The following is a 14,029-nucleotide window of genomic DNA, read 5'->3' as shown; positions in this document are numbered from 1 at the left end:
TGTATGCGGCCGAGGTGGCGCTGCGCGCCGGCCAGCTCGACGAGGCCCGCGCCGAGATCGACGCCGGGCTGCACAGTGCCGAGCAGTTCGGCGAAGCCGGCCATCTCAGCGACATCCATCGGCTCGATGCCCGCTGGCACGCCGCGCAGCACGACGATGCCGAATCGCGGCGCGCGCTCGAGCGTGCGTTGCACCACGGTGCGGCGCAGCAATCGGACTGGGCCGCGCTCGCGGCGTGGATCGAACTCTGCGAACGGCCCGATGCCCGCGAGGCGGAGCGCGCGGGACTGTCGCGGGCGCTCGCGCAGGTGCGTGGTGGCGAGAGCTTCGCGCGCGTGCAGCGCGCCAGGTCCCTGCTGCAGCGCTGAGGCCTTTCTCCCTCCCCCTCTGGGGGAGGGCCGGGGTGGGGGCACGCAGCGTCCCCACGGCCAATCCCTATCTCTTTCGGCAGACGCTTACCAATCGCTGACCGTCTTTCCTTCTTCCCGCGTTTAACGTGCACCTCCCCCGGGGCGAAGGCCCTCCCGCCGCACGAGGACACACCATGCACTGGACCGATCGACGACGACTGCACCGCCTGGCGCGCGCGCTCTGCCTGCGCGCGGGCCTGCTGTGGGCCGCGGCCCTGCCGGCCTGGTCGCAGACCGCGCCGATGCCCGATGCGCGCTCCGCCGCGCCGATGATCCCCTTCGCCGACGCGCACGTGCATCTCAACGACCTCGCGATGCAGCTCGCGCTGATGGACCGCTGGGGCGCCACGCATGCCGTGGTGTTCTGGGGCGGGCGCAGCAGCAACGATTCGGTGGCCGAGGCCGCGAAGCGCCATCCCGACCGGCTGATCCCCTTCGCCTCGATCTCGCCCGAGCGCAGCATCTACCGCCCGGGCTGGAGCGCCGACGATCCGGCCCTGCTCGCGCAGCTCGACGCGCTGCTGGCCACCGGGCTCTACAAGGGCATCGGCGAGATCTCGGCCGCGCACTTCCCGGCATCGGGCTTCGCGGAGACCGACTACAGCCCGACCGGCGCGACCATGACCGGCATCATGACGCTCGCGCGCAAGTACCGGCTGCCGGTGATGGTGCACGTGGAATCCACGCGCATGGCCGAGCTGCAACAGATGCTCGAGCGCTTTCCCGACGTGCCGGTGATCTGGGCCCATGGCGGCTACACGCCGCTGTTCCTCGCGCGGCGGCTGCTCGATCGGCATCCGAACCTGCACTACGAACTCAGCGCGCGCACCTGGCCGCGCCATCCGCGCTCGCCCGACTACACCGTGCTGCGCGACGGCCAGAACGTCTGGCCCGAATGGCTCGCGCTGATCGAGGCGCAGCCCCACCGCTTCCTGATCGGCACCGACGCAAGCCACCGCTCGGCCGACGCCGAGGCCATGAAGTTCGCGAGCGTGCAGAACTTCCTGGGCCAGCTCGCTCCCGAGGCGCGGGAACTGGTGGCGCGCGGCAATCTCCTGCGGCTCGTGGGGATGAAACCTTGAAACGAACGGCTGCGGCCGAGGAATTCGCGGCCATTGCAGGACGCGCGGCCATCCATTCGAGCGGAACGACCATCGCGCCGCGCCCGCCGATTTCGAACAATCGATGACCCATGCACACGCACGACATCCGCATCGACACCGACTCCCCCGTCGCCAACGACCTCATGTTCTGGAGCCTCATCGGCCACGAGGGCCTGTCGCGCGCCGCGGTCTACGAACTCACCGTACTGTCGAAGAACGGGCTTGTGCAACCCAAGGACATCCTGGGCCGCGCCTTCGACATCGGCATCGACTTCATCGATGCCCATGAGCTCCCCCATACCCGCCACTGCCACGGGCACGCCGTGCGCTTCCTGCGCGAAGGCCGCACCGGGCGCTACCACCGCTACCGCATCACGCTGCGCTCCTGGTTCTGGCTGCTGACCAAGCGGCGCAACTCGCGCATCTTCCAGGACAAGCCGGTGCTCGATGTGCTCAACGGCGTGTTCGAGGACAGCCCGGCGCGGCGCATCCGCAAGACCAATGCCGACGGCGTGATCGGCGCGCACGAACCGCACCGCTACTGCGTGCAGTTCCAGGAGAGCGACCACGATTTCCTCTCGCGGCTGCTCGAGGCCGAAGGCATCTACTACTGGTTCGACGCGCACGACGAGCCGGGCCGGCTGCAGCTCGCCGACACCAGCTTCGTCGCGCACAAGCGCCTGCCGGCCACGCCGGTGCTGCACTACACCGACGTCGCGGGCGAGGCGCGCTTCAACGAGATCACGCGCTGGATCTCCACGCAGCGGCTGGACACCGGCAAGCACGCGGCACGCGACAGCGACTTCAAGGCCATCCGCAAGAACATCGGCGCCACCATCGACGCCGCCGACGAGCACGAGCTCGCCGAGTTCGAGGACTTCGAATACCCGGGCGACTACTTCAGCGTCGAGCACGCCGAGGCCACGGCCAGGATCCGCGGCGAGGAACTGATCGCGCGCCGCGACCGCCACTGGGCCGTGACGACCTGGCCCGACGTGGGCGTGGGCCGCAGCTTCGTGCTCGAGGGCGATGCGCCCGAGCTGGCGCGCGGCGAACACCTGATCGGCGCCTGCAGCTTCGTCATCACCCATCCGGGCTACGAAGGCGCCGACGACGAGCGCACGCGCAAATGGCATGCCGAGCGGCTGTGCGGCCTGATCGCGGGCGACGCGGTCAACGACGGCGCGGACGGCGTGCTCGACGAGCTGATCCGCACCGAGCGCACGCTGCACGACGCCCAGCGCGGCGTCTGCGTGTTCTTCCTCACCGTGCTGCCGATGCAGCTGCCGTTCCGCCCGCCGCGCCTCACGCCGCGCGTGACCATGCCCGGCCCGCAGACCGCGATCGTGGTCGGCCCCGAAGGCGACGAGCTGCACGTGGACGAACACGGCCGCGTGAAGGTGCACTTCCACTGGGACCGCTACGACGAGAGCGACGAGAAGTCGACCTGCTGGGTGCGCGTGTCGCAGCCCTGGGCCGGCAAGGGCTGGGGCGGCTACTTCGCGCCGCGCATCGGGCAGGAGGTGATCGTCGACTTCCTCAACGGCGACCCCGACCGGCCCGTGATCGTGGGGCGGGTCTACAACGACGACCAGCCCATTCCCTACAAGTCGCCCACGCAGAGCGGCTTTCGCACGCGCTCCACGCCCGGGGGCGATGCGAGCAACTACAACGAGATCCAGTTCGAGGATCGCAAGGGGGAGGAGCTGTTGTCGGTGCATGCGGAGCGGGACATGCGGCGGGTGGTCGAACGCGACGATGCGACCTACGTCGGCCGCGACCAGACCCTGACCGTCGACCACGACCAGACGCAGCAGGTGGGCCACGACCGCATGGTGCACGTTGCGAACAACGACCGTTCGATCGTCGACGGCATGCAGAAGCAGACGATCAAGAAGGACCATTTGCACCACGTGGTGGGCAAGCAGGATGCCTTCGTGGACGCCGACCGCAATCTCACGGTGCAGAAGAATTCGAAGGTCGACGTCGGCGGGCAGCGCGTGGACATCACGCGGGCCGACGAGACGCGCGACGTGCTCGGGAACAAGACGGTCACCGTCGGCGGGGATTACTCGTTCAAGGCGCGGAACATTCGCTTCGAGGCGGCGCACTACGACTTCGTCGTGACGGGCGCGAATTCGACGGTGGTCACCAGTCCGAAGGGCCCCTACTCCATCCTTGCCAACGAGGTGAAGGTCATCAGCAATACGAATGTCAGCACCTTTGCGGTGGGGGACATCAACGAGACCTCGATCGGGTCGAATCAGACGGTGATCGGATCGAATTCCAGCGGCTACATCGGTTCGAACAGTGAAGCGAACATGGGTATCGCGCGAACCTCCTTCGGTGGGCTCAGCCTTGAAACGGCGATGGGGATCAGCATCTCGAACTTCCTGGGGTTGCAGATCGAGAACGCGGCCGCCTTGCGGCTTGAAACGGTCGCAGGCATCGGTATCGAGATCGGCAAGATCAAGATGCTCCATACAGGTCTGTTCAACATTGCCCCCGTGAAGGACAGCAACGCGGACGGCGCCCCCCCTTCCGTTGCCTCCAGGGAGGCCAGTGAATGGGCCATGCTCATGACGGCCAGCGGCGCCTTGAGCGGACTCGGCTACTACTATGCCGACAAAGCGGAGACCCTAAAGCAATACAAGAATGCCGTCGCCGAGATGCGCAAAGCGGCCACGATGGCGTGGGACGCAGAGCTCACGGGATTGGCTCATCGCATGGAGACCCTGGCAGACGCACTCGAGGCGCGCTCAGCGAGTGGTTGGATCCGCTATGTTCCGGTTCTCGGAGAGCTTGCATCGGCTGCTGCGGATCCGGCAGACGTGGGGTTGGCGGAGAAGTGGAAGGTCGAGAAGCCAGATTCCATCAATGCGGACGACGCCGCACCCGATCATTTCCTCTACGGCGGCCTCGACAACCGCCACGAACACAACCACGAACGCCACGCGCGCAGAAACCCTCAGCAACCGCCTTCATCGCCCAAGCCACCACCGACACAGGACATGCCCCCTGGCCCTGACGAATCGCCACCCAAAGGCTGAAGCAGATGCAAGTCGTCAAACCCGGCCAGATCAGTCTGACCACTCGTCCCTTCACGTTTCGCAAGCGTCACGGGATGTCCATCAGTGCCATGCTCCACGTCCCCTTCGATCAAGGCGAGCAAGGACGTCTCTGGGGCGAACAGTCCATGTGGAATTTCCTCGCGGGCGAAACGGAATCACCACTGATCGACGAAGGCATCGCCAAGCTGACGCCCGAATTTCTGGTGCACGGTCATGTCTATCCTCCCGGCGATGGCAGTCACGCACGCGCCGTACGCGCACGACTCGGTGGGAAGGAGAAGATTCTGCTGGCCTTCGGTGACCGGCACTGGGCGGGCAGCACTCCGACCACGCCCCAAGCCTTTGACAAGCTGCCCCTTTCGTGGCGAAGAGCCTTTGGAGGCACGGGGTTCATGGCCAACCCCTGCGGTATCGGCGCACAGGAACTGGACGGCGTGCATCGCCTTCCGAACATCGAGAGTCCCAACGATCGCCTGGTCTCGCCGCGACAGCAGACAGAGCCCGCGGGCTTCTCCGCATTGGACTCTCAACATCCCGCACGGGCCGCACTGCGCGGAACCTACGACGACAGCTATCTGCGCGAACACGCGCCCGGCTTCGCTCCCGATATCGACTGGCACCATTTCAATGTCGCGCCGTCCGATCAGTGGCTGGAAGCGCCTTTGGCCGGAGACGAAGAGTTCTGCCTCGAAGGCATGCACCCCGCCAAGGAACGCATCGACGGCAAGCTGCCAGGATTGCGCGCACGCACATTCGCCCGCAAGCAGCCCGTCGATGGCAGTGAAAACGAATTCGTCGAGGTGCCGCTCCGGCTCACCACCGTCTGGTTCTTCCCGCACGCAGAACGCGCAATCCTGATCTTCCAGGGCATCACATCGGTGCGCGAAATCGACGGGACCGACATCGTGGAGTTGCTGGCCGCCGTGGAGCGCATCGGGAGCGAAAAGGACGATGCTCACTATCTCGACGTACTGAAAAAGCGCGCCGATCCCCAGATGGGTGCCATCCATGCCCTGAACGACGCGGACCTCCTCCCGGAAGACCTCGATCACTCGGACCCCGAATCCGAGGCGACGCAGGCCGTTCTTGCTGGTGATGGCATGCGAGCGGAAGTCGAACGAAGGCGATCAAGCATCGACTTCGAGCTGGCTCGCGCGGAGCTTCGCAAGCTCGGAAAGGACCCCGACGAGATGGGCCTTCGCATGCCGGTCGAAGAGCCCGTTCCAACCGGAGCGAAGCTTGCCGGCTATGTCGAACGCAAGCTCGTCGAATCGCGCGAACAGCAGCTCGCGGCGATCGAAGACATGCTTTCCTTGCTGGAACGCGCGCTGGAGCTGGAGAAAACCAAAGGCATCCCCATTTTTTCCAGCGGGCATCGCGGTCCTCCGCTGTACAACGCCACGCAGCATCTCGGTGAACTCCGGCAGATGTTTGCCGCCACCGGAAAGCCGTTCGACGAAGCCGCGATTTTTCCGAATCTCCTCAGAAAGCAGGACGCGGAACGCCAGGGTTACCTGCAATCGGCCCATATGCAATCGCCTGCTGCACGCATGAATGGCGAAGACGCGCAACGATTGCGGGTGGAGATGGTTCGGGCACATACCCTGGGTCTGCGGAACTTCATGCTCCATGATTTCACCGGCGCGAACTTCTCCGACATGGATCTGAGCGGCGTCGACTTCAGCGGGGCCCATCTGGAGAGCGCCGATTTTTCGCATTGCAACCTCTGTGGTTCAAATTTTTCCCGCGCAGTGCTGGCGCATGCCAAGCTGGACGGCGCCATCGCCATCGACGCGTCTTTTCGCGAGGCCAACCTCGGTCGGGCCGGCCTCCTCGGCACGGTGCTCGACCGTGCCGATCTTCAGGGAGCCATCCTGTCGCACTGCCGTTTCGAGCGCACCCATCTGCGAGGGGCGAGGCTCAAAGGCGCCCTCTGGATGGATACGGTATGGAATGCCACCGATGGCCGCGAGGCTTACGCAGAAGGCCAGACCTTCTACAAGATGGACCTGCGCTCGCTGCGCCTGGAAGAATCCGATCTCCGTGGTTGTTCATTCATCGAATGCGATCTTTCAGATGCGCGACTCGGCGGTGCAAGGCTCGATGGAAGCTCCTTCATCGATTGCAACCTCGAAGGAGCACAACTGGTGTCGACACGAGCAACCAGCACGTCTTTCGTGGGCAGCACGCGAATGGGCGGCATCAACCTGGCGCGGGCGGTTCTGCGCGATGCCAACCTCTCCGGCATGAAGCTGGAGGGAGCATCTCTGGTCAGGACTGATTTGCGAGGCGCCAACCTTTCTGGCGCGCTGCTCACGGGTTGCGATGGCCGGGCTTCGGACGCGCGCGGCGCACTGATGACTCGTTCGGTGCTTCGAGGGGGAAACTGGCAGAGTGCGAATCTGCGTGACTGCATCCTTCAGAACGCGGATCTTCGAAATACCGATCTGCGCGACAGCAATCTCTTCGGTGCGGATCTCTCGGGCATCCTGATTGACGGATCCGTGCAACTGCAGGGCGCACTTCTGACACGTGCGAAGACCTGGCCGCGGCGCAAGGCGGCCGAAACGGGGGGCGGTCAATGAGCCCCGAGGTGCTCACGCTCGCAGCTTTGATGGGCGAAGTCATCTCGGAGCGGAATCTGCGCGGCAAGAGTTATGCAGGGGCATCGCTGGGGGCGATCATTTTCACGAAGACATGTCTTGCTCAGGTCGATCTTCGAAACGCAGACCTGCGCGAAGCCGTGTTCGATCAATGCGACTTGCGTGGTGCCTTGCTTTCCGACGCGCAGCTTCGGGGCGCCGCTTTCGACCGATGTGTTCTGACACATGCGGATCTGCGACAGGCTTCTCTTCACCAAGCCAAGCTCTCGACTTGCGACTTGAGCCACGCCCAGCTCGCACGTGCCGTGATGTCGATGGCGACCCTGACGCGCTGCAATCTCTCCGGTGCCGTATTCCGCGACGCCAGTCTCGTCTCGTCCGTGATCAGCGAGTGTCGCCTGCACGACGTATCGCTCGATGGCGCCGATCTCGAACACGCGAGCCTGCTGGAAAGCGACGTGGTGAACCCTACATGGGAAGGGGCTCGCTTTCGCCATACCGTTTTCTTCAAATCAAGCTTGCCGGGTCAACGATTCTCCGGCCTGCGCCTCGAAGGTTGCCAGTTCGCCAACCTCGACCTTTCCGGATGCGACTTCTCCGAGGCAACGCTGACGCAATGCAACTTCCAGGGCTCGCAGATCGAGAACGTCCGTTTCCGTGGGATCCAGGCGCCCATGAGCATCTTTTGCGGCACGCACGGGCAGGGCTGCGATTTCACTGGCGCCCAGTTGCCGCAGAGCCTTTTCAGCGCCGCCAAGCTTCCTGGTTCGATCTTCGACGGTGCGAATCTCCGCCAGGCGCATTTCGCTCAAGCGGATATGCCAGGCGGCCAATGGATCGGAGCCGACCTCACCCATGCGGACCTGAGTCACGCGAATCTCGCACAAGGGGATTTCTCTCGCGCGGTGCTCCAGCGCTGCGTTCTGCATCGCGCCCAGCTCGGCGGTGCGATCGGGGTCGACTACTCCCGGGCGATAGCGCCCGATGCGGATCTGGAGCGCGCCGACTCCTGGAGACCCACCCTGTTCACAGCAACTTGAACCCCATGACCATCGCCAATCGCTCCATCCCCATTTCCCATCGCTCTCGCCGGAGGCTCCGCGCAACGGAATCGCATCGCACGACCGCTCATTGGAATGTCGGCGTCATCGTTGATATGCGGGACGACCTTTTCACGGTCGTCAGCGAGCAAGGCTCACTGGAAGCTCGCGTCTCGTTCAGTTGCCTGGTCGTCCCAGCACTCGGCGATACCGTGTCCTGTCTCGACGCAGGTGCAAATGGCGCCTGGATCGGGTCGATCCTCGCTCGCCAGGCACGGACGGGTCATGCCACCGTGGCTCCTTTGCATCTCTCCACCGGTCCGGTGACCTGGAACGTCGAGGGCAGCCTCGCCATAGCCGTCAAACGATTTTCTGTCGACGCCGAGGAATTCCACATGGCAACCCGCTCCATTGACGTCACGGCAGATCGGGCGCATGTCGTGGTCGAAGGGCTTCGTTTCATAGCGGGCGCCATCAAGCTCATCGCCTCCACGCTGTCGAGCGCAATGACCCGAGTGCAGCACTTCAGCGAAAGTTACGCACGCTCGACGACAGGGCTCGATCGTGTGAGTGCTGGTCACGTCGAGGTCGAGGCCGAGACACTCATGCACCTGAAGTCGCAGCACACCATGGTGGACGGAAGCAAGCTGGTGAAGGCGCGCGGCGGCCAGATCCATTTCGGTTGATCGCATGTTCGCGAACTGCCAGTTGATGGGGACCGACATGGCCTTTCCGGACGTCTGCATGACGCCGGCCGCGCCCTCCCCGATCCCGGTTCCCTACACGGACATTGCCCTCGGACCCACCGCCATCCCGAACTGTCCGACGATCCTGATCATGGGTGGGCCGGCGCACAACCTCGCCACGACGATTCCGATGACCAACGGCGACAACCCCGGCGTCCTGCTCGGCGTGGCCTCCGGCACCGTGATGGGCCCGAGCCGGCACACGACCGGCGCCAACACCGTGCTGTTCAACGGCATGCCCGCCACCCGCCTCACCAGCACCACCATGCAGAACAGCACCAACGCCATGGGCGCGCGCATCGCGCCGAGCCAGACGCTGGTGCTGATCCTCGCACCCTAAGGTCTATCGCCAATGGCCAACGCGGCAAGGGGCGCCCTAGGACCTCCGGCGGAGTGTCAAGCAGGCGTGCGATCACTAGCATCCGCTGTTTTCCGATTTCTTCCTCGCATGTCGAAGACCTTCAAGCGCGGGCGCCACCACGCAGCCCCGCACGAGACCGCACCCGACACCGAACGGCTCATCACACGCCTCTGGTTCGAGCCGGTGCTGAGCTTCCAGTACCGCTGCGCGGCGAACGACGCGGTCGAGGTCCGCAGCCGCTCGCATGCGCCGCTGTACGTGTTCTGCGACGACGGCTGGCGCGTGCGGATGGCCGATGGGGTTCATCTCGCGAACAAGGGCGACATCCTGTTCCTGCCGCGTGGCGGGGTGCACCTGGTCTTTCGCGACGAACAGGTCGTGCCGCGCGGCATCGAGGACCTGGTTCGCGCGGGCTTTCGCAACCGCCACGGTGTCTATGCGGTGGGCTCCGAGCACGACGCGCTCGTCGCGGGCAGCTTCTTCGAGACCAGCGCCCTGATGGAGCACCCGCTGATGGCGCTGCTGCCCGAGGTGGTGCACTGCAAGGCCGGCGAAGGCGCCGGGGATGCGCGCGTGGTCGACTGGGTGCGCTGGATTTCCGACCTCGACGCCGGCAATGCGATGGCGATGGGGCCTTCGATCAACGGCATCCTGCGCATGCTGCTGTCGCGCCACTTCGCCGACCCGGCCCATGCGGTGGGACTGGAGGCCGCGCCCGGACGCCGCGATCGCCAGCTCTCGACGGCCGTGCTCGCGATGCATGAGCATCCCGCGCGCAACTGGACCGTCGATGCGCTGGCGGCGCTGTGCCACCTAAGCCGCAGCGCCTTCGCTTCGCGCTTCAGCCAGCAGTTCGGCCTGCCGCCGCTGCGCTACCTCTTCCACACGCGCATGCGCATCGCCGCGCGCCTGCTGAAGGAGCAGCGGCTCACGCTCGACCAGGTGGCGCAGCAGGTGGGCTACTCGAACGGGCTCGCGCTCTCGCGTTCCTTCAAGCGCGCCACCGGCATGCGGCCGCGCGGCCAGGCGCAGCCCTGAGGAAGCTTCGCGGCCTCAGGGCGCGGGTGCAACTCCGCTCTTGCCCACGCGCAGCCGGTACACCTTGCCCACGCCCACGGTCGCCACGTAGAGCATGTTCGCCTCGGCGCCGCGGCCGAAGCCCACGTTCACCGGGCTCTCGCAGTTCGGCAGCACGAGCCGCGCCACGAGCTGGCCCGCGGGCGTGAGCACGTAGAGGCCCGGTCCGCCGGGCGAGGACGGCAGCGCGAGGTAGACGTTGCCCTCGGTGTCGGTGGCCATGCCGTCGACGCAGCCGGCCTTCTCGAGGTCGAGCAGCACGCGCGGCGCACCGGGATTGCCCGCGGCATCGAGCGCATAGGCCAGCAGGCCGCCCGAGCCGGTGCGGTCGAGCGGGGCCGGGCCCTGCTCGCCGAGCGCGTTGCTGCCGGGGTCGCACAGGCCCGCATAGAGCGTGCGCCCGTCGGGCGAGAGCTCGACGCCGTTGACCTTGGCGTTGTCGCCGAGGATGCGGACGATGGGCCACAGGCCCCTGGCGCCGCTGCCCGCGGCCGGCGGGTCGAGGCGGTAGACGGCATGGATGCGCTGCTCGATGGTCTCGGGGCCAAACAGCCGCAGGTCGGAGAAATAGATGCGGCCCGCGCGGTCGATGGCCACGTCGTTGGGCGCATTGAGCTGCCGGTTGTCGTGGAAATAGGCGACCACGCGGTAGTCGCCGCTGCGCAGGTCGGTCACCGACACGCGGCGGCCACCGAAGTCGGCACCCTCGGCCGCCACCAGGCGGTCCTGCGCGTCGATGGCCAGGCCCGCCGCCATGTTGCTGGGCTCGCGGAACACGCGCGGCCGGCCGCCCGGCGGAATCACCCAGATGCGGCCGCCCTGCACGCCCCTGGCATCGCTGCAGCCGACCGAGCGCGTGATCTCGGTGAAATAGACGCTGCCGTCCGATGCGGTGGCGATGCCCTCCATCACGCCGCAGCCGCCCGCATGCACGGTCTCGAACGCGGTCGATGGAAAGAACTCCTGCTGGCGAGTGAGCGCCGCGTCCTGCAGGCCGCTCAGGCGCACGGGTGGCTGGGATTGCGCGTACGTCAGGGTGGACTGCAACAGCGCCAGCGCGATGCACAGCGGCGCCAGCAGGCGCGAACGCAGGGTCTTGTCTCTCATGGTCTTCTTCTCCTTCGTGAATCCGGGTACGGCCATTCAGGCGTGGCGCCGCAGGAACGGCAGCACGTGTGCCAGCACCTCGTCGGGCGCCTCCTCGGCCATCAGGTGGCCGCAGTCGACGGTGCCGCCCTCCACGGTGTCGGCCCAGGTCTTCCAGACTTCGGCCGGGTCGGGCCGCGCGGTGTTCGACGCGCTCCACAGCACCTGCACCGGGCAGGCCAGGCGGCGGCCGGCCGCGAGGTCCTCGCGGTCATGCTGCAGGTCGATCGAGGCGGCGGCGCGGTAGTCCTCGAGCATCGCGTGGCGCACCGATTCCTTCGCGAAGGCGCGGTGGTACTCGGCCAGCGCCTCGGGCGTGACGGCGTCGACCTTCTGCACCATGTTGCGCAGGGTCCAGTCGAGGTAGTAGGCGGGGTCGGCGCGCAGCATGCGCTCGGGCAGGTCGAAGGGTTGCGCGAACAGGTACCAGTGGAAGGCCTTGAGCCCGAAGGCCATGCCGGCGCGCTTCCACATCTCCTCGGTGGGAATCACGGTGAGCGAGACGAAGCAGCGCACGGCCTCGGGCGTGTCGAGCGCGAGCCGGTAGCCCACGCGCGCACCGCGGTCGTGGGCCATGACGGCGAAGCGCTCGAAGCCCAGCGCGCGCATCAGCGCGAGCTGGTCGACGGCCAGCGTGCGCTTGCAGTGGTTGAGGTGCAGCGGATCGCCGGCGGGCCCGGTGCTGTCGCCATAGCCGCGCAGGTCGGGCGCGACCACGGTGAAATGCCGTGCGAGCACGGGTGCGACGCGGTGCCAGGCCACATGCGTCTGCGGGTAGCCATGCAAGAGCAGCAGCGGTGGTCCGCTGCCGCCGACTTCGACGTGGATCCGCGCATCGCCGAGTTCGATGGAGCGCGCCTCGAAACCGGGGAAGAAAGGCGCGCTCATCGCAGCACCTCGGCGAAGAAGTCGGCCATGGCCTCGAGCTGCTCGTCCATCATGTGGCGGCCGTGCACGATGCGCGCGCCCATGGATTCGGCGAGCGCGAGCAGCGCGGTGGTGGGCGGCTCCATGATCACGTCGGCCACCGTGTGGCCCGCGCGGATCGCCGAGGGCGCGATCGGCAGCGGGTCGTCCGCGCGCATGCCGGCGGGCGTGGCGTTGATGAGCAGGTCGCGCGGGCTCTCGCCATCCCATGCGCCGGCGTTGCAGCCCGATGCGCGCAACCGCGCGACGAGATCGGCGCGCTTCGCGTCGTCGGCATCGCGGATGTCGATGGAGGCGGCACCCGCGGCGGCGAGCGCGAAGGCGATCGCATTGCCCGCGCCACCGGCGCCCGCGAGGCCGACGCTGCGGCCCCGCACCTCGAAGCCGTTGCGCACCAGGCCGGCGAGAAAACCGGCGCCATCGAGCAGCTCGCCCTGCCAGCCCTGGCCATGGCGGCGCAGCACGTTCACGGCGCGGGCTTCGCGCGCCGCCCGCAGCAGTTCGATCGGCAGTGCCGCCACCTGCTGCTTGTGCGGCACGGTGACGACGATGCCCGCGAGGTTACGCACGGCATGCAGGCTGTGAAGCAACGGCGCCACGTCGTCGGCGCGCACGTGCAGCGGCACCAGCACGGCGTTGAGGCCGCGCCGCTGCAGGCGCTGCGTCAGCGGCAGCGGCGCCTTCACCTGCGCGATCGGGTCGCCGATGATGCCAAGTACGGCGGTGCTGCCGTCGAGCTTGAGGCCGTTCCAGTCGAGGGTGTTGTCAGGCATGGGCGAAGCCGTTTCGTTGCAGGAAGGAGGTGGTGGCGCGATGGGCGGCCGCGGCGCGCGCCTGCGGATCCATCGTGGCCATGCGGATGGCGCTGGGTGCCTCTACCGACAGCAGCGCATCGCCGGCCAGGGAGGCGAGCAGCGCGGCCAGCGGCAGCGCGCCTTCGCCCGGAAACAGCCGATGGGCCCGGCCCTCCTCCGCGGGCGAGAGGCCCGGGTGGCGCTGCGCGGGCGCGTCGTTGATCTGCATGAAACCGCGGTCGATGCGCTCGGCATGCAGGTCCGACAGCTGGCAGCCGGCGCGGCAGAAGTGCAAGGCGTCGACCACGATGCGCGCATCGGACACCGGCACCGCGGCCACCAGCCGCTGCGCATCGGCCAGGCTGCGCGCGGCGGTGTAGACCATGAACTCGACGCCGAGCGACAGCCCATGCGGCCGCGCCCGTTCGGCCAGCGCGGCAATGCCGTCGGCGGCGCGCGCGAGATCGGCATCGTCGACATTGACCATGAGGCAGCGCGCGCCCAGCGCCTGCGCCGATTCGAGCACGCCGGCCAGTGCCGCGGCGTCGAAGTCCGGCTTGATGCGCGCGATCTCGATGTCGTGCACCGCCATGCCCAGGTCGCTCAGCCGCGCCAGCGTTTCGCGCAGCATCGCGCCGCCCACGGTCATCGGGAATGGCGCCTCGCCGAGACGCGCGGGCAGCAGGCGGATGCCGACGCCCGCGAAGCCCGCCGCATGCGCGGCCTCGACCAGCCGCGGCGGCGCCGCATC

General features: G+C 67.1%; 12 protein-coding genes. 8 read left to right on the top strand and 4 right to left on the bottom strand.

Going from position 1 to position 14,029, the window contains the following annotated elements:
* From AC27VN_RS16195 to AC27VN_RS16160, 8 genes are all read left to right on the top strand, one after another.
* The coding region (locus AC27VN_RS16195) for a hypothetical protein (RefSeq protein WP_490877186.1) at positions 1 to 368 on the top strand (368 nt) is incomplete at its 5' end.
* 176 nt (positions 369 to 544) lie between these two features.
* On the top strand, positions 545 to 1,492 hold the full coding sequence (locus AC27VN_RS16190; protein ID WP_490877185.1) for an amidohydrolase family protein: 948 nt from the start codon (positions 545 to 547) through the stop codon (positions 1,490 to 1,492).
* A gap of 110 nt (positions 1,493 to 1,602) precedes the next feature.
* Positions 1,603 to 4,563, top strand: coding sequence for a type VI secretion system Vgr family protein (locus AC27VN_RS16185; protein ID WP_490877184.1), 2,961 nt, complete (start codon positions 1,603 to 1,605; stop codon positions 4,561 to 4,563).
* Between the two features lie 5 nt (positions 4,564 to 4,568).
* Positions 4,569 to 7,169, top strand: a complete 2,601-nt coding sequence (locus AC27VN_RS16180) for a DUF2169 family type VI secretion system accessory protein (RefSeq protein ID WP_490877183.1) — start codon at positions 4,569 to 4,571, stop codon at positions 7,167 to 7,169.
* Between the two features lie 8 nt (positions 7,170 to 7,177).
* A complete protein-coding gene (locus tag AC27VN_RS16175) occupies positions 7,178 to 8,227 on the top strand; it encodes a pentapeptide repeat-containing protein (RefSeq protein WP_490877182.1) in 1,050 nt (349 codons plus the stop codon).
* Positions 8,228 to 8,232: 5 nt separating this feature from the next.
* The gene (locus tag AC27VN_RS16170; protein ID WP_490877181.1) at positions 8,233 to 8,913 is read left to right on the top strand and encodes a DUF3540 domain-containing protein; all 681 of its coding nucleotides are present in this window, start codon (positions 8,233 to 8,235) and stop codon (positions 8,911 to 8,913) included.
* 4 nt (positions 8,914 to 8,917) lie between these two features.
* Positions 8,918 to 9,313, top strand: a complete 396-nt coding sequence (locus AC27VN_RS16165; RefSeq protein ID WP_398491755.1) for a DUF4150 domain-containing protein — start codon at positions 8,918 to 8,920, stop codon at positions 9,311 to 9,313.
* Positions 9,314 to 9,421: 108 nt separating this feature from the next.
* Positions 9,422 to 10,372 carry a helix-turn-helix transcriptional regulator gene (locus AC27VN_RS16160; RefSeq protein ID WP_490877180.1) on the top strand — a complete coding sequence of 317 codons (951 nt, stop codon included), beginning with the start codon at positions 9,422 to 9,424 and terminating at the stop codon, positions 10,370 to 10,372.
* Between the two features lie 15 nt (positions 10,373 to 10,387).
* Here AC27VN_RS16160 and AC27VN_RS16155 read toward each other — a convergent pair whose 3' ends face one another.
* The 4 genes from AC27VN_RS16155 to AC27VN_RS16140 form a co-directional block, all read right to left on the bottom strand.
* On the bottom strand, positions 10,388 to 11,518 hold the full coding sequence (locus AC27VN_RS16155) for an SMP-30/gluconolactonase/LRE family protein (RefSeq protein ID WP_490877179.1): 1,131 nt from the start codon (positions 11,516 to 11,518) through the stop codon (positions 10,388 to 10,390).
* Between the two features lie 36 nt (positions 11,519 to 11,554).
* A complete protein-coding gene (locus AC27VN_RS16150) occupies positions 11,555 to 12,445 on the bottom strand; it encodes an alpha/beta fold hydrolase (protein WP_490877178.1) in 891 nt (296 codons plus the stop codon).
* Entirely contained in the window at positions 12,442 to 13,257 is an 816-nt protein-coding gene (locus AC27VN_RS16145) for a shikimate dehydrogenase family protein (RefSeq protein ID WP_490877177.1), read from the bottom strand. Before AC27VN_RS16145 ends, AC27VN_RS16150 begins: the two co-directional genes overlap by 4 nt.
* Positions 13,250 to 14,029, bottom strand: a 780-nt coding sequence (locus tag AC27VN_RS16140; protein WP_490877176.1) for a sugar phosphate isomerase/epimerase family protein, incomplete at its 5' end; no start/stop codon positions are given. The genes AC27VN_RS16140 and AC27VN_RS16145, both read right to left, overlap by 8 nt.

This window comes from Variovorax sp. 20P10.2.4, assembly GCF_058244205.1.
Note: the sequence above shows the minus strand (reverse complement) of the source record. Positions and strands in the feature narration are given on the sequence as shown.